The 18,507-nt window shown below is 64.9% G+C and carries 17 protein-coding genes; 9 read left to right on the forward strand and 8 right to left on the reverse strand.

What is annotated here, in order from left to right; genetic code table 11:
- Positions 1 to 157 precede the first annotated feature (157 nt).
- Entirely contained in the window at positions 158 to 1,300 is a 1,143-nt protein-coding gene (locus tag NKF25_RS19320; RefSeq protein WP_253228301.1) for an MFS transporter, read from the forward strand.
- Between the two features lie 83 nt (positions 1,301 to 1,383).
- A complete protein-coding gene (locus tag NKF25_RS19325; protein ID WP_253228270.1) occupies positions 1,384 to 2,490 on the forward strand; it encodes a glycosyl transferase family 2 in 1,107 nt (368 codons plus the stop codon).
- Between the two features lie 620 nt (positions 2,491 to 3,110).
- Here NKF25_RS19325 and NKF25_RS19330 read toward each other — a convergent pair.
- The 6 genes from NKF25_RS19330 to NKF25_RS19355 form a co-directional block, all read right to left on the reverse strand.
- Positions 3,111 to 3,524 (reverse strand): Rieske (2Fe-2S) protein, encoded by a 414-nt coding sequence (locus NKF25_RS19330; protein ID WP_253228271.1) that lies wholly within the window; start codon positions 3,522 to 3,524, stop codon positions 3,111 to 3,113.
- A 49-nt stretch (positions 3,525 to 3,573) separates the two neighbouring features.
- A complete protein-coding gene (locus NKF25_RS19335) occupies positions 3,574 to 4,443 on the reverse strand; it encodes an aminotransferase class IV (protein WP_253228272.1) in 870 nt (289 codons plus the stop codon).
- Positions 4,428 to 5,039: an aminodeoxychorismate/anthranilate synthase component II gene (locus tag NKF25_RS19340; protein ID WP_253228273.1), complete on the reverse strand. Its 612-nt coding sequence runs from the start codon at positions 5,037 to 5,039 to the stop codon at positions 4,428 to 4,430. The genes NKF25_RS19335 and NKF25_RS19340 overlap by 16 nt, the downstream gene beginning before the upstream one ends.
- Positions 5,040 to 5,145: 106 nt before the next feature.
- Complete coding sequence (locus NKF25_RS19345) at positions 5,146 to 5,682, reverse strand: 20S proteasome subunit A/B (protein WP_253228274.1); 537 nt, start codon at positions 5,680 to 5,682, stop codon at positions 5,146 to 5,148.
- Between the two features lie 74 nt (positions 5,683 to 5,756).
- A complete protein-coding gene (locus tag NKF25_RS19350; RefSeq protein WP_253228275.1) occupies positions 5,757 to 6,998 on the reverse strand; it encodes an MFS transporter in 1,242 nt (413 codons plus the stop codon).
- A gap of 111 nt (positions 6,999 to 7,109) precedes the next feature.
- A complete protein-coding gene (locus NKF25_RS19355; RefSeq protein WP_253228276.1) occupies positions 7,110 to 7,772 on the reverse strand; it encodes a helix-turn-helix domain-containing protein in 663 nt (220 codons plus the stop codon).
- Between the two features lie 89 nt (positions 7,773 to 7,861).
- Between NKF25_RS19355 and NKF25_RS19360 the strand changes: the two genes are divergently transcribed.
- The 3 genes from NKF25_RS19360 to NKF25_RS19370 all read left to right on the forward strand — a co-directional run bounded on the left by NKF25_RS19360 (position 7,862) and on the right by NKF25_RS19370 (position 11,054).
- Positions 7,862 to 9,211: a cytochrome P450 gene (locus NKF25_RS19360; RefSeq protein WP_253228277.1), complete on the forward strand. Its 1,350-nt coding sequence runs from the start codon at positions 7,862 to 7,864 to the stop codon at positions 9,209 to 9,211.
- 86 nt (positions 9,212 to 9,297) lie between these two features.
- Positions 9,298 to 10,290: a M48 family metalloprotease gene (locus tag NKF25_RS19365; protein WP_253228278.1), complete on the forward strand. Its 993-nt coding sequence runs from the start codon at positions 9,298 to 9,300 to the stop codon at positions 10,288 to 10,290.
- A gap of 53 nt (positions 10,291 to 10,343) precedes the next feature.
- Positions 10,344 to 11,054 carry a TOBE domain-containing protein gene (locus NKF25_RS19370; RefSeq protein WP_253228302.1) on the forward strand — a complete coding sequence of 237 codons (711 nt, stop codon included), beginning with the start codon at positions 10,344 to 10,346 and terminating at the stop codon, positions 11,052 to 11,054.
- Positions 11,055 to 11,103: 49 nt separating this feature from the next.
- Here the strand turns inward: NKF25_RS19370 and NKF25_RS19375 are convergent, their stop codons facing one another.
- Entirely contained in the window at positions 11,104 to 12,354 is a 1,251-nt protein-coding gene (locus NKF25_RS19375) for a glycosyltransferase family 4 protein (RefSeq protein ID WP_253228279.1), read from the reverse strand.
- A 180-nt stretch (positions 12,355 to 12,534) separates the two neighbouring features.
- Positions 12,535 to 13,788, reverse strand: coding sequence for a hypothetical protein (locus tag NKF25_RS19380; protein WP_253228280.1), 1,254 nt, complete (start codon positions 13,786 to 13,788; stop codon positions 12,535 to 12,537).
- A gap of 278 nt (positions 13,789 to 14,066) precedes the next feature.
- Here NKF25_RS19380 and NKF25_RS19385 point away from each other — a divergent pair, with 278 nt between their 5' ends.
- From NKF25_RS19385 to NKF25_RS19400, 4 genes are all read left to right on the forward strand, one after another.
- Complete coding sequence (locus tag NKF25_RS19385) at positions 14,067 to 15,581, forward strand: flippase (RefSeq protein ID WP_253228281.1); 1,515 nt, start codon at positions 14,067 to 14,069, stop codon at positions 15,579 to 15,581.
- Positions 15,582 to 15,707: 126 nt separating this feature from the next.
- Positions 15,708 to 16,490, forward strand: a complete 783-nt coding sequence (locus tag NKF25_RS19390; protein WP_253228282.1) for a luciferase — start codon at positions 15,708 to 15,710, stop codon at positions 16,488 to 16,490.
- Positions 16,491 to 16,578: 88 nt separating this feature from the next.
- On the forward strand, positions 16,579 to 17,343 hold the full coding sequence (locus tag NKF25_RS19395) for a creatininase family protein (RefSeq protein WP_253228283.1): 765 nt from the start codon (positions 16,579 to 16,581) through the stop codon (positions 17,341 to 17,343).
- Positions 17,340 to 18,506 (forward strand): FAD-dependent oxidoreductase, encoded by a 1,167-nt coding sequence (locus NKF25_RS19400; RefSeq protein WP_253228284.1) that lies wholly within the window; start codon positions 17,340 to 17,342, stop codon positions 18,504 to 18,506. The genes NKF25_RS19395 and NKF25_RS19400 overlap by 4 nt, the downstream gene beginning before the upstream one ends.
- The last annotated feature ends 1 nt before the right edge of the window (position 18,507 follow it).

The following is an 18,507-nucleotide window of genomic DNA, read 5'->3' on the forward strand; positions in this document are numbered from 1 at the left end:
CGCTCGGCTCGGTGACGAACGACGACGTTCAGGTGTGTCGAGTGGGAACGAACACCGCGGTCAAACGTATTCTCTTGCCCGTTTCGGAAGGTTTGACTACCCCCTCTCGAAATCCACGCCCGTGTCTCGGGGTCGTCTGTTCGCGTCGCTTAGCTCGATGGTCTTCCTGGTCAATTTCGCCCGCGTCGTGTTCGCGCCGTTGCTCGAACCGCTCAAGGCCCACTTCGTGGTTAGCGACACGACCATCGGACTCATCGCCACGCTCGTCTGGCTCGGAAGTGCTCTCCCGCGCATTCCGACGGGCTATCTCCTCACCCGCGTCGCACGTCATCGCGTCGTGCTCGGTGCGGGTATCGTCCTGACCGTTTCCACTGGACTCACCGCGTACGCGTCATCGATCACCACGCTGGCCATCGGCGCGTTCGCCATGGGGATGGCGAGCGCGATCTACTTCATCGCCGCGAACCCTCTCGTGAGCGAACTGTACCCCGACCGGGTGGGGCGAGCCATCGGCATCCACGGGATGGCCAGCCAACTCGCCGCCGCCATCGCACCGATCCTCGTCGGCCTGCTGTTGACGATGGTCGGGTGGCGCGACGTGCTGAAACTGTTCATGATCGTCGCCGCCGCCGTCACCGTCGTGTACTTCGTGGTCGTCGGGAGAACCGAACTCCCCGACGCGGGGGCCACCGATAGAGATCTGTTGACGGCGTTCCTCCGCCAGTGGCCCATCATCCTCAGCGGCGTCGCCATCATCGGCGCGACGGGATTCGTCTGGAACGGGCTGTTCAACTGGTTTCCGAGCTACATCCACCAGACGAAGGGGCTTTCACTGACGACCGGACGGACGCTCCTGACGGTCGTCTTCGCTGCGGGCGTTCCGGCGTTCTTCCTCACCGGGCGACTGGCGGACCGGGTCCCACACGTCCCGCTCATGCTGTCCATCCTCGGCGGGTTCATCGTCTGTCTGCTCGCGTTGACGGCGGCACAGGGACTCGCCGCCATCATCGGGGTCTCGCTCGTCCTCGGCTACGTCATCCACAGCCTGTTTCCGGCGCTCGACACCTACCTGCTCGACTCCTTGCCGGACGAGAACAGGGCCAGCGCGTACGCGGTGTACAGCGGCCTCGCCATGATCGGACAGGCGGCAGGCAGTTCGATAGTCGGCGCGCTGTTGGACGCCGGATTCCTGTTCGATACCGTGTTCCGGACGTTTTCCATCGGCTTGATCGCCATCCTGTTCGTCCTCGTCGCGCTCCACCGCGCCGACCGACTGCCGACGGCGGCCGCGACCAGCTAATTCGAACTTCGAAGACCCCGGTAACCGAGACGGTTCTGCCGACTCCACGCCCTTTTTCATCCTCCTGACCGAAGCCATCTCCAATGGAGTACGTGCAGGAGCGGGTGACGACGCTCCACGACCTGAGCGGGCGGGTTCCCGACGCGCCGACCGACCGGACGTCGGTCGTCGTCCCACTGACCGACCGGGAGTACGGGTCCCGGACGGCCGAACGCGTCTTCGCGGCGCTCGAAACGGTCGCCCCGAATCGCGTCGTCGTTCCGCTTCGCGCCCCCGCTGATTCCGTCGGCCGAATTCACGACTGGCTCTCGTCGTTCGACCTGTCGCTCACGCTGCTCTGGTGTTCCAATCCACGGGTCGAGACGTTGTTGGACGAGCACGGGCTTGCAGGCTCCGCCGGAAAAGGCCGGGACGTCTGGTTGGCGCTCGGCGTCGCGGCGGCCGATTCCGCGTTCGTCGTCTGCCACGACGCGGACACCGAAACGTACGACCCGTCCATCGTCCCCCGTCTGCTCGCCCCGCTCGATACCGGATTCTCGTTCACGAAGGGCTACTACGCTCGCGTCGAGGAGAACCGCCTCTACGGTCGGTTGTTCCGACTGTTCTACGCGCCGCTCGTTCGTACGCTATTGGGAGCGAACGACGGAGAGATTCTCGACTACCTCGGCGCGTTCCGCTACGCGCTGGCCGGGGAGTTCGGCATGACCGCCGACCTCGCCACCGGAATGCGCGTCGAGCGCGACTGGGGACTGGAGGTCGGCACCCTCGGGAGCGCCTTCGAGCACGCCGGATTCGAGGGAAGCGCACAGGTGGACTTGGGTCGCTACGAACACGCCCATCGCGGCGTGGCCGGCCCGGGCGGCCTCTCCACCATGAGCGAGGGCGTCGGAAACGCCCTCTTCCGGGTCTGTGAGAACCACGGCGTCGCCCCCGAGTACGACACGCTCCCCGCCCGCTACCGCGAAACCGGCCGCGAGTTCGTCCGGCAGTACGCCGCCGACGCCGCGTTCAACGGACTGGAGTACGACCCGGTGGCCGAGCGCGAACAGGTCGAAACCTACGCCGACGCCATCCGGCCGCCGGAACGTTCCGGTGGAAGTGGGGTCCTTCCGGCCTGGGACGATGTTGCGATTTCCCCTGCGGACGTTCTGGACGCCGCGCGTGCGGAACTTTCGGGCCAGCGCCACTGAGGAATAGATGCGTTTGATTCCGGTTTTGCGAATACAGCGACTACGAGAAAGACCTCGAAGTTCGTCGTTCGCTACGAAAAAAGGTGTATGATGGGGTTGTGATTACAGTAACTGAGAAGATCACCTCGAAAGCCCCCGTCCGTTCGCGGTCCTCCGGAAGACGTTCCGGCTCACATTCGTTCGCGGGCTGCGACTTCCGTGGCCACCCTCACTACGTTCGCGTGACGCTCGACCGACATCTCACTTCGACTCGCTCCGCTCGTCTTCAGCGAGAGGGGTCGGCGAGACGACCACGCTGTACGCGAACGGGCGGCCCCTTTCATCCCCACCCGACCGCCTCCGCACCGCACCACGAGCCTCCCCAGCCGATTCGCTTCACTCCCTACGGTCGTTCCGCTCATCCCTCGCGCGATAGCCAGTCAGGTCCTCGGACGAACTGTCCTTGGACCTGCTGGCCCGCGCGCCACCCAGCTGGACGGGGTGGCCGATACTCGTCAACCGCACGTCGCGCGAGGTCTTCGTGAGTGACGCAGGAGCGAGCGAACAGCTCGTCAGAGCTGTGCTCACATCTGTTCGTAGCGGACGGTAGCTCTCCAAACGAAAAACCCCAGCCGAATCCGTCACTCGAAGCCGAGCGAGCGGTTCGAGGAGAGGTCGTGCGTGATCGAGGAGCCCTGTTCGACGAACTCGTAATCGTCGTCGGTCAGGTAGACATCCCCGTCCTCGACGGTGATCTCGACTTCGTCCAGCACGGCGTCTTCGCAGGGGCCGTAGGTGCAGACCCCGGTGTCGGCTTCGAACAGCGCGCCGTGTTTGCCGCAGACGAGTTCGCCGTCGCGCATGCTCGCGCCGTCGCCCTTGTCGAGGCGCACGTCGGTCCAGTGCTGACAGTAGTTTCGCCACGCTCGGACGTCGCCGTCGTCGTCGGCGACCAGGATGGCTTCCTCCTCGTCGAAGCCCTCCCGAATCGTGAACAGGAAGGTGGTGTCGTCCGGGAGCTCCTCGACAGCGGCGATTCGGCTGTGCTCGTCCATCGACCGGGATTTGCGACCGAGGGAGTTTGAGCCTTTTCAAACGGGCGCTCTACGCGTCCGGATCGTAGTGGCGCGCTTCGACCAGCGCGTCGAACGCGGCGGCGAGTTCGTCGGTCACGGGTCCGCCGCCGATTTCGACACCGTCGAGGGAAGCGAGCGAGCGGAGTTCCCACGTCGTGTTCGTCAGGAACGCCTCGTCGGCCCGTCGAACCGCCGCGGGGTCGTAGCGCCCCGTCTCGCTCGGGATTCCGGCGTCGTCGGCGAGCGAGCGGACGACGTCTCGCGTGATTCCGGGGAGCACGGGACTCGAGAGCGACGGCGTGTAGAGAACCCCGTCGCGGACGAAGAACAGGTTGCTCGTCGCGCCTTCCGTCACCGCGCCCGTCGAATCGAGCATGACGGCTTCGTCCGTGTCCGCATCGAGTTCCAGACGGGCGAGAATCCCGTTCAGGTAGTTGTGCGTCTTCGCGTGGGCGGGGAGCGCCGCGTCGGGCACACGCTGCGTCTCCACGACTTCGGCGGTCGCCGGGGCGTCCCAAACCGGGGTCCCCTCGCTTCCGCCGCGGGGGAGTTCCGAGACCATCACGACGACCGTCGGATTTTCCGTCGGGCCGGGCGAGAGTTTGCCGGGTTGAGGGCCTCGGGAGACGGAGAGTTTGACGTAGGCGTCACGGAGGTCGTTCGCGTCGAGCGTGTCGCGGATACGTTCCAGAAAGTCCTCGTCGGAAATCCCGTGGTCAAGCGCGAGCACATCGCAGGTCGCTTCCAGACGCTCGGCGTGTGCCTCCCATTCGAACACGGTTCCGCCATAAGCGCGCAGGGTTTCGAAGGCCGCATCACCGTACATGAAGCCGCGGTCGCGGACGCTCACGGTCGCCTCGTCGGCCGGAACGAGGTCGCCGTTCACGTGGTAGTACATGGTCCTCCCGATTCACGCTCCCGTTCGTCTTCGCACAGTTCACAGAAGTTCCGCACGAGGCGTTTCCCCTCGTCGGTGAGGATGCTCTCGGGATGGAACTGCACGCCGACGTGCGGGAGGGTCGCGTGCCGAACCCCCATCACGATGCCGCGCTCGTCCGTCGTCCGCGCCGTCTCGACGAGCACGTCCGGAATGTCGCCGTGTTCGACCGCCAACGAGTGGTATCGTCCGACGTCGAACTCCGTGGGCAACCCGTCGAAGATTCCGTCTCCGTCGTGTGTCACCGTCGATGGCTTCCCGTGGACGACGTCCGGCGCGTGGCCGACCTGTGCGCCGTGGGCCGCACAGAGCGCCTGATGGCCCAGACAGACGCCGAGCGCGGGATAGGTGGTTTCGGAAAAGACGGCCATCGAAACCCCCGCGTCGTCCGGGGTTCCGGGACCCGGCGAGACGACGATTCCGTCGGGGTCGAGGGCGCGGATACCGGCCACGTCGATGGCGTCGTTCCGCCGGACGACGACCTCGTCGGCGAACTCGCCGAGATACTGGACGAGGTTGTAGGCGAACGAGTCGTAGTTGTCGATGACGAGAATCATTGTGGGATGGGCGACGGTGATGGTCTCTATGTCGTCGGTTGGCGGACCGGCACGTAAAAGCTGACCTTTCGGGGGCGATTCGAAATTGAACGATGACCGCCCGAACTCAATCGTCGCCGTTCTCGAACCGCACCACGTCGATGTCGGTGCCGGTGTCGGGGTCGCGTTGGGCGACGATGGAGAGCGTCTCGCGGGCGAGGGCTTCCACGTCGTCCAACCCGCGGTCCGTGTCGACCTGTTCGAGGGGGCCGAAGGCGACGGACGCGCCGCTGCCGAGCGCGGTCACGTCGGACGCGAGCACGAGGCCGTCGCTCCCGACTTCGCGGAGGCCGACGTCGCCGTTCGAATCCAGCCCTACGACCAACCCGTCGAGACCGAGTTCACCCGTCAACTCGCTCGCAACCTGCGCGATTCGGTCGATGTGGACGTCGTCGCTCTCCTCCCGACTACGGTCGAGTTCGATTCCGAATCGGCGGTCGAACTCCTCGATAGCCCCGACGTCACCGACGACGGCGGCACCGGCGTCGTCGTACTCGAACACTCGCCGTACCCCGTCCGAAGTGACGGCGTCGTCGCTCGTGACTCGGCGGTCGCCGGCGAGAACGGTACCTTCGGCACACCGAATTCCGATAACGGTCGCCATGAATGGTGGTCGGGACGGAGCCAAAAGAGGATTGTTGCCGCCGGGTCGCCGTGGTACCGCGCGCCTCGACGAACCTACGCCTCGGCGACGGGCCGACGGCGGGTTCGGTAGACGCTCATCGAGGCTATCGAGAGCGCGATGACGAGCGCGACGACGGCGCTGCCGACGAAGAGCGGATAGTAGCCCGTAATCTCGGCGAGCCCGGCGAACAGGATCGGCCCAGCGGCGCGCCCGAGAAACGTCGTGCTGTTGCGCAGGCTCAGCGCCCCGCCGCGCAGTCCCGCGGAGACGAGGTCGCTGATGGCGGCGTCCACGGCGGGCATGGAGAGGCCGAGACCCGCACCGAGGACGAGCATCGTCACGCCGATGAAAACCGGCGAGGGTGCCAACCACGCGCCGAACAGGCCGACGGAATAGCAGGCGAACCCGGCGGCGATGAGGCCGTAGTTCGACGTGTACCGCGCGAACCAGCCGTTCTTCGCGGAGACGATGACCGACGAGAGTTCCGCGACCGAGAGCAGGAGTCCGATGGCCAACGCCGACATGCCGAAGTCCCCGGCCAGCAGGAACGGCAGAATCGTGAGCACCGTGCCGAACAACAGCAGTTCGGTCATGCACGCCGCGCCGTAGCAGACGAGCGCGTCGGGTCCGCTGAGGACGCTGGCGGCGCGGCGCAGATAGGCGAGCCCCTTCGAGTCGCGTTCGTGGGCGGGTTCCTCCAGATGCCGAACTGCGTACAGCGCGAGCGGCAGGCCGAGCAGGTAGGCGAGGTACGGCACGTTCCACGCGACGGTGGCGAGCGCGCCGCCGACGATGGGGAAGAGCGCGGCCCCCGCGGACAGCACCGCGTTGTTCATCCCGAGTACGGAGTTCCGTTGGGTGCCCTCGAACGAATCCCCGATGAGCGTGACGGTGGTGATGAAGATACCGGCGGCGGCGGTCCCGCCGATGGTTCGCAACAACAGGATGGCCTCGTAACTCGGCGCGACGGCGATCGCACCGCCCGAGATGCTGAACGCGATCAGCCCCCAGATGAGGACGGCCCGCCTGCCGATTCGGTCGGCGAGCATGCCGATGAACGGCGACAGGACGATTCCGGTCAGGAAGTAGGTGCTGATGAGCAGGCTCGCCTGTGCGTCGGTGATGCCGAACGCGTCCCGAAATACGGGTAGCGTCGGACTGATGAGCGGGACGCCGAGCGGCGCGAGGAGCGTCGCCGCGAGGACGATCTGGACCGTGGACGACCGCCACGGGGACGTCTCCTCGTCGGTATTCGTGTTGCTATCCCCGGAAGCGGACGGCTGTGGCGGCGTCATGGTTCCCCCCGTTCTCCGGCAATCCGTGCCTGCTAGAACTGACGCTGGGGAGGTAATTAATCTCAGCCCTACCGGCGCGTCGTAACCGTCCCGAAACGGAATTTTCGCCGATCAGTTGACGTACGCGCCGACCAACCTCGACTCGATTCGCTGGAGTCGCTCGCTGACGGTCCCCGTCGAGAGGCCGAGTTCCTCGGCGAGTTCCCGGTGGGTCGTCTCCCGGGGAACCTCGTAGTAGCCCTCGCGGACGGCGAGGTCGAAGAGCGTCTCCTGCCGCTCGGTGAGTATCGACGAGAGCTTTCCCATGTCGGGTTCGTACTCGCCCATCCGTTCGAGTTTCAGGGAGATACCGTTGGGAACGTCACCCGCGGCCTGTCGAATCGCATCGCTGGTTCCGATCACGGTGAGTTGCAGGCCGTGTTCGCTCCCCGTGTCGATGTACCCAATCGGCCAGTCGAGGACGATTTCGTGTTCGCGCAGGATGGTGAGCAGGTCATCGACCAGACCGCCGGTTCGACACTGCAAGTAGAGGACGCCGTAGCCGTCCTCACCGACGATGTCGTATTCGATGGTTTCGGGCGAACCGGCCAACAGTTCCCGTGCGACGTCGAGGTCACCGCGGAGTTCCACGAGTTCCACGTATCGCCCCTCGTACACCGGTCCGACGTACCGAATCGTCTCGACCGTCACGTCGTCGGTCTCGGAGAGCAGGTCGTCGATGGGATGAACGGCCGTGTCGTCCTCCCACGTCATGACTATCGTCGCGTACCGCATGGGGAACGATACCGCACGAGAGTATTTAAACACACCTAGGATGCTCGGATATAGAGATAGACCGCCGGGGGCAGTACTAGGTAGCAACCATGAGTAGCGACACACCCCCCACGGGGGACACGCCACCGGGACCGGATGGCCTCCCTATCGTCGGAACGCGATGGGATTTCATCCGCGACCCGTTCGGCTTCATGACGGAAAACGCCCGCGAGTACGGGGACATCGTTCACTGGGAAGAACTGTCGGGACCGATGTATCAGCTCAACCACCCCGACTACATCGAGCAGGTGCTCGTCCAGAACAATCAGAACTACATCAAGGGCGAGGGGTTCCAGAACATCCTCGGGCCGGTGCTGGGGAAGGGTATCCTGAACAGCGAAGGCGCGGTCTGGCGGCGCAACCGCCACCTCATCCAACCCGCCTTCCACCCCCAGGAAATCCAGCGATACTCCACCATGATGACGGAGTTCACCGAGGAGGAACTCGACACGTGGGAGGACGGCGAGACGCGACTCGTCCACGAGGACATGATGGAGGTGACGCTCAAAATCGTCGCACGGGCGCTGTTCGGCGTCGATATCGACGACGAGGTCCACACCGTCGGGTCGGCGCTGGAGGAGTTCATGCTCGGTACCGAAAGCCTGGCCAACTTCATCCTCCCGCCGGGGATTCCGACGCCGTCGAGGATGCAGATCAAGGACGCGCGGAAGCAACTCGACGACGTCGTCTACCAACTGATCCGGGAGCGGCGCGAGGACCCGACCGGCGAGGGCGTCATCTCGACGCTCCTCGACGCGACGGACGAGCACGGCAACCACATGAGCGACGAGCAGATACGGGACGAAGTCGTCACGCTCCTGCTCGCCGGGCACGAGACGACGGCGCTCTCGCTGACGCTCACAATGTACGCCCTCGCGCAGTATCCCGAGGTGGAGGAGAAACTCGTCGCCGAACTTGACGAGGTGCTCGACGGCGAGACGCCGACGATGGCCGACCTGGACGACTTGACGTACACCGAAAAAGTCGTCAAGGAATCTATGCGACTCTACCCGCCCGTGCCGGGCATCGTCCGCGAGGCGACCAAACCGGACATCATCGGCGGCTACGAGATTCCGGCGGGTGCGACGGTGCAGATGAACCAGTGGGTCGTCCACCGCGACCCGCGCTGGTACGACGACCCGCTCGCGTTCCGACCCGAGCGCTGGACCAAGGAGTTCGAGAAGTCGCTCCCGAAACTCGCGTACTTCCCGTTCGCGGCCGGACCACGGCGCTGTATCGGCGACCGCTTCGCCATGTTGGAGGCGCGTCTCCTGCTCGCCACCATCTACCAGCAGTTCCACATCGAACTCACGCCCGAGGCCGAACTGGACCTGATGGCGACGATTACGGCCCGCCCGAAGAAGGAAATCCCGATGACCGTCCACCGGCGCTCCGACTGAGCGAATTTCGCGGACGACCCCGGTTACGACTCGAATTTTCGTCATCGTCGAAAAATTTCATCATCGCTGAGAACATACGCCATCGTATGGAGTGGAAACCGGATCGAGGGTTGCAGGTTCGGATGGTCGCCACGTTGTGTCTCGTCGTCCTCTTCGCGATTGCGATTCCGGCGACGCTCTGGCTTATCGTTACGGCGGGAGCACGTCTCGTCGCGCTCTTTACTGGAACGACGATGACCGCCGTCCTCATCATGGCGGGGTTGGCTGGCGGATCGAGCGTACTCGGCTTCTACGTCATCGAACGCTACGCGGGGAGTGATTTGACGGGGTTCCCGAAGGACGGAGACGACGAACCCGTCGTCGTCGAAGTCCCCCCGGAAGTCGAGGCGCGCGCGACGAAAATCGCCAGCCATCTGTCGGTCCCTCGACCGGACATCGAGTGTCGGACCTCGAACGTTCCGACGGCGTTCACGACCGGGTATTCGCCCGAGAGCGCGACCATCGTCGTGACGACGGCGCTCGTGGAGACGCTCTCGGCCGACGAACTCGAAGCCGTGCTCGCACACGAGTTCGCCCACGTTCGCCACCGGGATTTCCTCGTCGTCACCCTCGCGTCGCTTCCCCTCCGTCTCGCCTTACGGGTTCGAAAGTACGCGGACAGACATTGGGCGTTGGACGCCGAGCGAGGTGCCCATCCGCTCGTCGGCCTGTTCTTCGCCTTCTCGTATGCCCTCTCGGCCGTCTTCAGTTTCGTCGGACGAGTCCTGCTCGCGCTCCTCTCGCGCTATCGGGAACTCGCCGCCGACCGCGGCGCGGTGCGAATCACCGGGAACGCGGGCGAACTCGCCTCGGCGCTCCGGAAACTGTACGACGCGACGGCGACGCGCCCGCCGGCGGACATGCGGGACGCCTACGAAATCCCGCCGGAACGCGCCATCGTCCCGCTCTCGATGGCGACGGACGTGGACGGAACGGATTCGGCGGACGCGGACACGCCGTGGCTCGAAACCCACCCGTCGCTCAAAACGCGGCTGGAACGACTCCGCGAGGCCGAAGAGCAGTTCGAACGGGCATCGTGATCCGTCGGTAGCCCGGAGAACTGATGTACCGAGCGGTACGACAGGTACTGACGATGGACGACGCGACGCCACGGGCGACGTTCGACGCACAACTCGTCTCCGGCGATGTCACGTTCGACGCACGGGACGTGCAATTGCTTCGGGCGATAGACGAACACGGCTCGCTCAACGCGGCGGCGACCGCCCTCGGACGGTCGTACGCCCACGCACAGCGCCGAGTCGTGACGCTGGAGGACGGCTTCGGACCGCTCGTCCGCCGCGAACGCGGCGGGACGAGCGGCGGGGGGAGCACGTTGACCGACGAGGCGCGGCGACTCATCCAGCGATTCCGCCGACTCACGGCGGAATCGTCCGGGCTCGCCGACGTGGACGAGACGGTTCTCGTCGGCACCGTCGCCGAACTCGACGGCGAGTTCGGTCTCGTCGAGACGGACGTCGGCGTCGTTCGCGCGCTCGTCCCGGCCGACGCCGACGCCGTGGAGGTGCCCATCCGCTCCGACGTGATCACCCTCTACAGTCCCGACGCCGCGCCGCAGGGGGACGACACGAGCGCCAGAAACCAGTTTTCCGGAACGGTTGCGGCTGTCGAGGAGGGAGAACGAATCGCCCGTATCACCGTCAATGTCGGGGGCGAAACGCCGCTTCTCGCGCTCGTCACGATGAACAGCGTCGAGCGATTGGGCCTGGAACCCGGTCGACCGGTCGTCGCCTCGTTCAAGGCGACGACGACGCGGGCGGTTCCGGTGGAGTTGGGGTCCGAATAATCGGTCCGCATCGAGAACATCGCGGTCGGTTCGTTCGAAAATTTCCCGGTCAATCCGCGTTGAGAACTTCGCGGTCGGTTCGTTCGAGGGTATTTCTGTCGGTTCGTCCGAGGATTTCGGCACACACGTCCACGAGACGCTTCGCCGACTGGTTCCACGAGTAGCGTTCCGCGACGGCCCGTCCTTGCTCCGAGAGTCGCGCCCGTAGCTCCGGCGACGAGACCGCCGTCGCTATCGCCGTCGCCAACTCCTCGGGGTTTTCCGGCGGGACGAGCAACGCGGTCTCGCGGTCGATGGCGTACTCCGTGACGCCGTCGACCGACGTGGTGACGACGGGGGTGCCACAGGCCAGCGCCTCCATGTTGACCATGCCGAAACTCTCGTAGTGGGACGGCAGACAGGCCACGTCCGCGGCGGTGTAGTAGCCCGGGAGTTCGTCGTGTGGAACCGCTCCGAGGACGGACACTGACGACGCCAGTTCGTGCTCCTCGATTCGCCGCTCCACTGCGTCTTCGTCCCCGCGACCGACGATAGAGAGGTGAACGTCGGTTCCGGCGTCGCGGGCCGCCGCGACCGCATCGATGAGGTCGAAGACGCCTTTCGATTCCACGAACCGACCGACGAACAGCACCGTCGGTTCCTCGCGCTCGAAGGCGGGCGGCGCGTCGGGGTGAAACAGGTCGGTATCGACGCCCGGGTAGACGATACCGTCGGGTTCGTGGCCGTGTTGCTCGACGAACTCCGCGTTCGTCTGCACCGAGTTGACGACAGAGTGGCTGTCCGACAGCATCCCGTGGGCCGTCGTCCCGAGTCCCGTCCGCTCGAAGCCGTGGTACACGCGAATTACGGGGATGTCGAGGAGGTTCGAGAGGACGATGTCCTCCAAGTAGTGGTGTGTCACGAGCACGTCGAGGGTTTCGTTCATCCGCGCAATCGTCCCGTCGCGCATCGCGCCGAGCAGGGGAACGAGTTTCTCCGAGATGCCGGGAAACACGCGAGTTGCGGCGTCGAACGCGGGGTCGGACAGTTGGACGATTTCCGCGTCCGTCGTGCGCATCTTCGGCGTCAGTTCTCCGGATTCCGTGTAGAGGTAGGCCGACTGGTGTTCCGACAGCGCGTCGAGGAGTTCCTGCACGTACATCACGACACCGCCCGCGTCCCGCGTTCCCGCCTTCCGATAGTACATACCGATGGTCAACTCCGCCGCTCGCGCATCGCCCCGACGACGCGCGTCGCCGTGTTCCGCCGTCGTCCCCGTACTCCCGACGACACGCTGGGACGGTCGATTACCACTGCTCATTTCCCGATACCACAAGGGTATTACACTTTGTTATGCGTCGTCGGAACCAATCGGGCGACGCCGTTCACGCAATCAATTGAAACCACAAAATCGAGACGGCGACCGCTACGGCTTCGACAGGACCGTCGTGTAACCGTGGTACGGAATCCCTACCGGAAAAATACGTGTTCGACTTCGTTTTCAGTATCCACCCAGCAACGTCCGAAGCTGACCGAAATCGACGCAGTAGCGTTTGCCGTTGTAGGTGAAACAGAAGTCACGCGAACCGGAGGCGGCCGCGTTCTTCGTCCCCTTCTTCATCGCCGGATCGGTCGGTTTTTTCGCCTTCTTGCTCTTTTTCGCTTTCTTGGCCTTCTTGCTCTTCTTGCTCTTCTTTTTCGACTTCTTTGCCTTCTTACTCTTTTTCGCTTTCTTGGCCTTCTTCTTTGACTTGCCGCCGGTCTTCGAACTTCCGCCGGACGACGTCGAACCGGTTGCGGCCTGCTTCGCGGTCGTGGGTGCGGCCTTCGGCGCTTCGTGCGACGGGTTGCTGCCGACATTCGTCGTCTCGACGTTGCCGATGAGACCGCCTTTGATCTGCGAGTCTGTGACCTTGAACGTCGTGTGCGCCGCGACGAGCGCGGAGGCCCCGCCGTTGGTGTCCGCGTCGGTGCAGTCGATGTCGCAGTTCTCGAACGTGACGACGTCGCTCGTCGTCCCGTAGCCGTCGTAGACGCCGCGGGAGTTCACGACGCCGCCGTTGATCGGGTGGAGCGGAACGTCGTTCGTGTTGTAGATGACGGTGTTCTTCACCGTCGTGCCGTCCGTCGCCACGCGGAGGTGGCTGATGTTGTTGTTCTTCAGGAGACAGCCGTCGAACGCCAGTGTCCCGCCGCCGCCGCTGGATTTGGCCGCGCCGCCCGCGTAAATCGCGTTGCCCGTCCAACCGTTCATCGTGACGCCGGTGAGGTCGATGTGACCCGCGAAGGACGCCGGAATTCCGATCGCGCCCTTGCGAATCATGTCACCGGAGACGCCGTCACCCATGTAGACGTGCTCGATGGTCCCGGTTCCCGACGCCGTGATGAGGTTCGGGTAGCCACCGAGGTTCTTTCCCGGCGGGTGGGGACCGCTCACGTCGGACGCGCCGCTGAAACCGACGTTGCGGATCGTCCAGTCGGATCCGCTCGCGATGATGCGAACGTCAGCGCCCGACGCGCTGATGTCGATGAGTTTGTTTTCGAACGTCTCGCCGCTCCCGACGGTGAACTGCTTCGCCGTGTTCGCGGGAATCGTGATCGTCTCGTACTCCTTCGCCGCGCCGAGACCGGTCGCAGCGCCAGCACCGGCGGCCGCAACCGCGGCCGTGCCGGTCAGTTTCAGATACGAACGGCGGTCGAACGAACTGCCGTCCGCTCCGCTATCGTTTTTTGTCGTACTGCAATCGCGTGCCATGCGGTCTTCAATGCAAAGAGGTCGATTAATATTCTTTCGGTGTCGTTCTACACATATCAACCAATCTGAAGGTCACAACGAAACCGATGACCTACTGAAAATATCATGATTGTTGTTCACATGGCTCTGTCGGTGTGGGAGCGGGTGAGGCGGATGAGAGCGATTACTCCGCCGTACGGCGTCCATAACAAAGCCACTCGGCCGGTTTGATTGTCCCACCGTGAATCCGAGAACGCAACGAGGCCACGAGCACCACGCTTATCCACGGAACTTCCGGAATGGCGACGAGTGAGAACCACCTCTCGAAACTGCTGTCGAGTTCGGTCCTCATCGTCGTCGGCGTCATCGTCGCGTCCGTCGGTCGACTGATCGAGCGCATCATCGTTGCCCATTGGTTCTCGCCGCAACTCTACGGCGAGATGACCATCGCACTCGCCATCATGACCATCGGGGCAACGGTCTCGCTCGTCGGATTGAACGACGGGATTCCGCGATTCGTCTCCCGCTACGACGACGACCGGGACGTGCGCGGTGTGTGGCTGTTCGGACTGGGCTTCTCGCTCTCCGTTAGCATCCTCGTCTCGCTCGTCCTGTACCTGAACATCGGCCGTATCACGGCCGCGCTGTTCGAGACGAGCGCCGCGACCGACCTGCTCCGCCTGTTCATCTGCACGATTCCGATCACGACGGGGCTAACCGTCGGCGTGAGCGCGCTCCGCGGCATGGAAAACACGCGCTACAAACTGTACACGAAGGACTTTCTCTACCCTTGTCTCCGCATCCTCCTGCTCGTCGCGCTCGTCGCGGGTGGGTTGGACCTCGCGTCCATCGGCTACGCCTACCTCGTCGCCACGCTCTGCACGGTGGTCGTGGTCTACTTCCTCTCGAACCGCCTCGTCCGCCTCGTCGGCCCCGTGCGAACGCACACCCGCGAACTGCTGGCGTATTCGGCCCCGCTCATCGTGACGATGGTGCTCTCGATCCTGCTCACGCGGATGGACACCATCATGCTCGCCCAGTTTCGCACCTCGAACGAAGTCGGGATATACAACGCCGCCTACCCGCTGGCGAACAGCCTCCTCATGGTCATCTCCTCGTTCGGGTATCTCTACCTGCCGCTCACGTCCAGACTCGACGCCGACGGCGAGCGCGACGAGGTGACGAGCATCTACCGCATCACGACGAAGTGGATTTACGTCCTCACCTTCCCCGCGTTTCTAGTGTTCACCGTCTTCCCGGACGACACCCTCTCGATCTTCTTCGGGTCGGGGTACACGGGCGGCGGTATCGCGCTCGCAATCCTCTCGATCGGGTTTTTCACCAGCGCGGCGGCGGGACGAAACCGGACGACGCTCGCCGCGCTCGGCCACACGAAAGCGATTCTGGGGGTCGATATTCTGACGCTCGCGCTCAACTTCGTCGCCAACCTCCTCCTCATTCCGACGTACGGCATCGTCGGTGCCGCCGTCGCCTCGTCCGGAGCGTACGTCGTCCGAAACCTCGCACTCAATCTCGTACTCTGGTCGAAATGCGACATCACGCCGTTCGCCTCGTCCACGAACCGGACGTACGTCGCCCTCCCGCTCGTCCTCTTCCCGGTCGCCCTCGGCGCGTCCCACTGGCTGACGTTGACGCTCGTGACACTGCCCGTCTTTCTGGTCTGCACCGGCCTCCTCGGACTCGTCGCCGTCGTCCTCGCCGGGGGACTCCAACCGGAGGATGGCGCACTCATCGAGTTCGTCGAGGGAGCGCTCGGCATCGAGATGCCTACCATCGAACGCTACGTTCCCTGACTCGAATCGTTGCCGTTGCCGACAGCCTTTTTATCCCCGTGACGTTACGGAGACCATGGTCGCACAGACGATTGATCGCGTTCCGCGAGAACAGTAGCCAACTCGTTCTGATTACCGGAGGTATCGATGCTAACCAGTAGCCACGCCCTCGCCCGCACGGGACTCGACGCCGCCGCACTGAAACCCGCAGAGTGTGACGTGCGGCGAGCGCACGACTTGCCGTTCGAGACGATCACCATCGACTACGAAGGGCGCGAGCATCTCCCCGACGAGGCGGTGCTCCGCGAACTGGCGGCGGCGAAGAACGTCCTGATGACGGTGCCGATCCGGGCCGACGGGTTCGACCCCCTCGGCGACGATTCGCTGTTCGACCGACTCCCGGAGGCGGTTGGAACGGTGTTCGTCGCTGGACATTCGGCGTATCTCGACGACGAGGAGAAACGACGTGCGGTCGCGCCGCGCCTCGGCGCGGCGCTGGAGCGCTCGCCCGACGCGTGGGTCGGCACCGAAGGGATCGAGCGAATCGCCACCGCCACGGGCGCGACGCAGTTCGAACTGCTGTCGCGCTCGACCGACCGGGACGTCCGAGCGCTTCGCTCGGCCGGATTCGAGGGAACGGTCGCGGTGTACGCCCCAACCGTCCTCACGGACGACGAGGACACGATTCTCGATTCGGTCGGGGCGTACGTCTCCCGACGACGGCCCGTGGCACGGGCGCTCCCGGACGATGCACCGACGGATGCCAGCGCCGACGGCCGCGCACGGCGCGTCCTGTCGGCGGCGAGCCGTGATTTCGCGCTCGTCGGAACCGAACGGGAAATCGGCGAACGGGTCGAGGAACTGAAGACGGCCGGGGCCGACCTCGTGGTCGGCTATCCCGCCCGCGGACTCGACTCGTTCCTCGGTTGATAACGGCCGAACTCGTCCCGTACGTCCGTTTTTTCGCCCATCGCCGCGACACCCAGTTTCAAATACCACGGCTGCAATACAAACCGTCATGAGCCGACTTGCAGAACACACGACGACCACCGCGGACGACGCGCTCGCCGACGTGGACGTCGCATTACTCCCGACGGGAAGCGTCGAACAACACGGGCCAGCCCTCCCATTAGGAACCGATTTCATGGCGGCACAGGCGGTCGCGGGGGAACTCGCCGAACGCGACGACGTCGTCGTCCTCCCGACGATTCCGGTCGGGGTCAGCGAACACCACCGCCAGTTCGACGGGACCCTGTGGACCGACCCGACGACGTTCGAGAACTACATCTCGGACATCGTCTCCAGCATCGCCAGCCACGGCGTTCGGAAGGTCGTCATCGTGAACGGGCACGGAGGCAACGACGGCGCGCTCCGCCGGGTCGCGCGCCGCGTCCGACGCGAGGAGGTCGCCTACGCCGTCCCGTGGAACTGGTGGAGCGGTATCGGCGACGTGCTCGAAGACGAGTTCGGGATGGGGATTACGCACGCCGACGAGATCGAGACGAGCATGCTCCTCGAAGTCGCCGAGGAACTCGTCCGCGAGGCCGCACTCGAAGCGGCAGAGGCGGGCGCGAACGACGCGTGGGGCGAGGACGTTCACGGAGCCAACGTCGGGTTCGACACGGCCGACTTCTCCGAAAGCGGCGTCGTCGGGCACCCGACGCGCGGATCGCGCGAGGCGGGCGAACGGTTGCTCTCGACGTCCAGCGACGAACTCGCCGCGCTGGTCGAGTGGCTCGCCGAACGGGATATCGCGGATCTGTGGCCACAGGAGCACCGATGAAGGTCGGCATCGTCGGCGGCGGCGCTGTGGGCCTGACGGCCGCTCACGACCTCGCAGCACGCGGTGCCGACGTGACGCTGTTCGAGGCGGGCGAGATCCCGAACGAAGGTGAAAGCACCTCGCGAGCGGCGGGCGTGCTCTACGACGCCTTCGCCGCGCCGGAGGACGCCCGGATCGGGAGCCGGGCGATAGAGCGCTTCCGTGAGTTTTCCGGAACGGGAGGGTTCGAGTTCGTGGAGACGCCGTACGTCTGGTTCGCCCGCACCGGCGACGAGAAGCCCGCCGCCGCGATTCGCGAGCAGGTGCCTCGAATGCGCGAACAGGGGCGAGACGTCGCGTTCATCCACGCATCGGAACTAAAAGAGCGGTTTCCGACGGTGAACGTCGAGGACGTCGGCGTCGCCGCAATCGCCCGCAACACAGGCTGTACCGACCCCGGAAGCTACGCCGGGATGATGGCGGCGGAAGCGGAGACGGAGGGCGCTGAGATTCGAACCGAGACGCCGGTTCGTGTTCGACTGGGGGACGAGGGGTCGGACGACCCTCGAATCGTTCCGCTGGTCGACGGCGACGCTTCCGGCGAATCGTTCGACGCCATCGTCGTCGCGGCCGGGTCGCATACGAAACGCGTGTTCGCGGAGGTGGGAATCCCCGTCGCGCTCAAACCGTACCGCGTGCAGGCGCTCACCTGCGAGTTCGACGCCGACACGCCGATGCTGTACGACGCCACCGAAGGCTACTACCTCCGGCCACACCCCGAGGGACTTCTGGCCGGGGACGGCACCGAGGATGTCGAGAGCGACCCCACCGATTGGAAACACGAAAGCGACGACGCGTTCGTCGCCGCCATGGAGGAACGGCTCTCCCACCGGCTCGATTTCGGATCGGATACGGAACTCGAATCGGCGTCGGAACCGACCGTCGAACGCGCGTGGGCGGGGCTCTGCACCGCGACGCCGGACTACGACCCGTTGCTCGGCGAATTCAGACCGAACTGCTACGTCGCCGCTGGCTGGCAGGGCCACGGGTTCATGCGCTCCCCGGCGCTCGGCGAAGCCATCGCGAAGGACGTGCTCGGCGAGGGCGGCATCCCGGAGTTCGACCCGACACGCTTCGCTGGCGACGAGGAGTTCGAAATCGTGGAAGGAATGGCCGTCGAGTAGG

The sequence above is a fragment of the Haladaptatus sp. AB643 genome (assembly GCF_024136975.1).
Taxonomy (GTDB): Archaea; Halobacteriota; Halobacteria; order Halobacteriales; family Haladaptataceae; genus Haladaptatus.

Excerpts from the sequence above, each read along its gene's own strand:
- NKF25_RS19320 (WP_253228301.1), top strand. The coding sequence starts at position 158 with ATGGTCTTCCTGGTCAATTTCGCCCGCGTCGTGTTCGCGCCGTTGCTC.
- NKF25_RS19325 (WP_253228270.1), top strand. The coding sequence starts at position 1,384 with ATGGAGTACGTGCAGGAGCGGGTGACGACGCTCCACGACCTGAGCGGG.
- NKF25_RS19330 (WP_253228271.1), bottom strand. The coding sequence starts at position 3,524 with ATGGACGAGCACAGCCGAATCGCCGCTGTCGAGGAGCTCCCGGACGAC.
- NKF25_RS19335 (WP_253228272.1), bottom strand. The coding sequence starts at position 4,443 with ATGTACTACCACGTGAACGGCGACCTCGTTCCGGCCGACGAGGCGACC.
- NKF25_RS19340 (WP_253228273.1), bottom strand. The coding sequence starts at position 5,039 with ATGATTCTCGTCATCGACAACTACGACTCGTTCGCCTACAACCTCGTC.
- NKF25_RS19345 (WP_253228274.1), bottom strand. The coding sequence starts at position 5,682 with ATGGCGACCGTTATCGGAATTCGGTGTGCCGAAGGTACCGTTCTCGCC.
- NKF25_RS19350 (WP_253228275.1), bottom strand. The coding sequence starts at position 6,998 with ATGACGCCGCCACAGCCGTCCGCTTCCGGGGATAGCAACACGAATACC.
- NKF25_RS19355 (WP_253228276.1), bottom strand. The coding sequence starts at position 7,772 with ATGCGGTACGCGACGATAGTCATGACGTGGGAGGACGACACGGCCGTT.
- NKF25_RS19360 (WP_253228277.1), top strand. The coding sequence starts at position 7,862 with ATGAGTAGCGACACACCCCCCACGGGGGACACGCCACCGGGACCGGAT.
- NKF25_RS19365 (WP_253228278.1), top strand. The coding sequence starts at position 9,298 with ATGGAGTGGAAACCGGATCGAGGGTTGCAGGTTCGGATGGTCGCCACG.
- NKF25_RS19370 (WP_253228302.1), top strand. The coding sequence starts at position 10,344 with ATGGACGACGCGACGCCACGGGCGACGTTCGACGCACAACTCGTCTCC.
- NKF25_RS19375 (WP_253228279.1), bottom strand. The coding sequence starts at position 12,354 with ATGAGCAGTGGTAATCGACCGTCCCAGCGTGTCGTCGGGAGTACGGGG.
- NKF25_RS19380 (WP_253228280.1), bottom strand. The coding sequence starts at position 13,788 with ATGGCACGCGATTGCAGTACGACAAAAAACGATAGCGGAGCGGACGGC.
- NKF25_RS19385 (WP_253228281.1), top strand. The coding sequence starts at position 14,067 with ATGGCGACGAGTGAGAACCACCTCTCGAAACTGCTGTCGAGTTCGGTC.
- NKF25_RS19390 (WP_253228282.1), top strand. The coding sequence starts at position 15,708 with ATGCTAACCAGTAGCCACGCCCTCGCCCGCACGGGACTCGACGCCGCC.
- NKF25_RS19395 (WP_253228283.1), top strand. The coding sequence starts at position 16,579 with ATGAGCCGACTTGCAGAACACACGACGACCACCGCGGACGACGCGCTC.
- NKF25_RS19400 (WP_253228284.1), top strand. The coding sequence starts at position 17,340 with ATGAAGGTCGGCATCGTCGGCGGCGGCGCTGTGGGCCTGACGGCCGCT.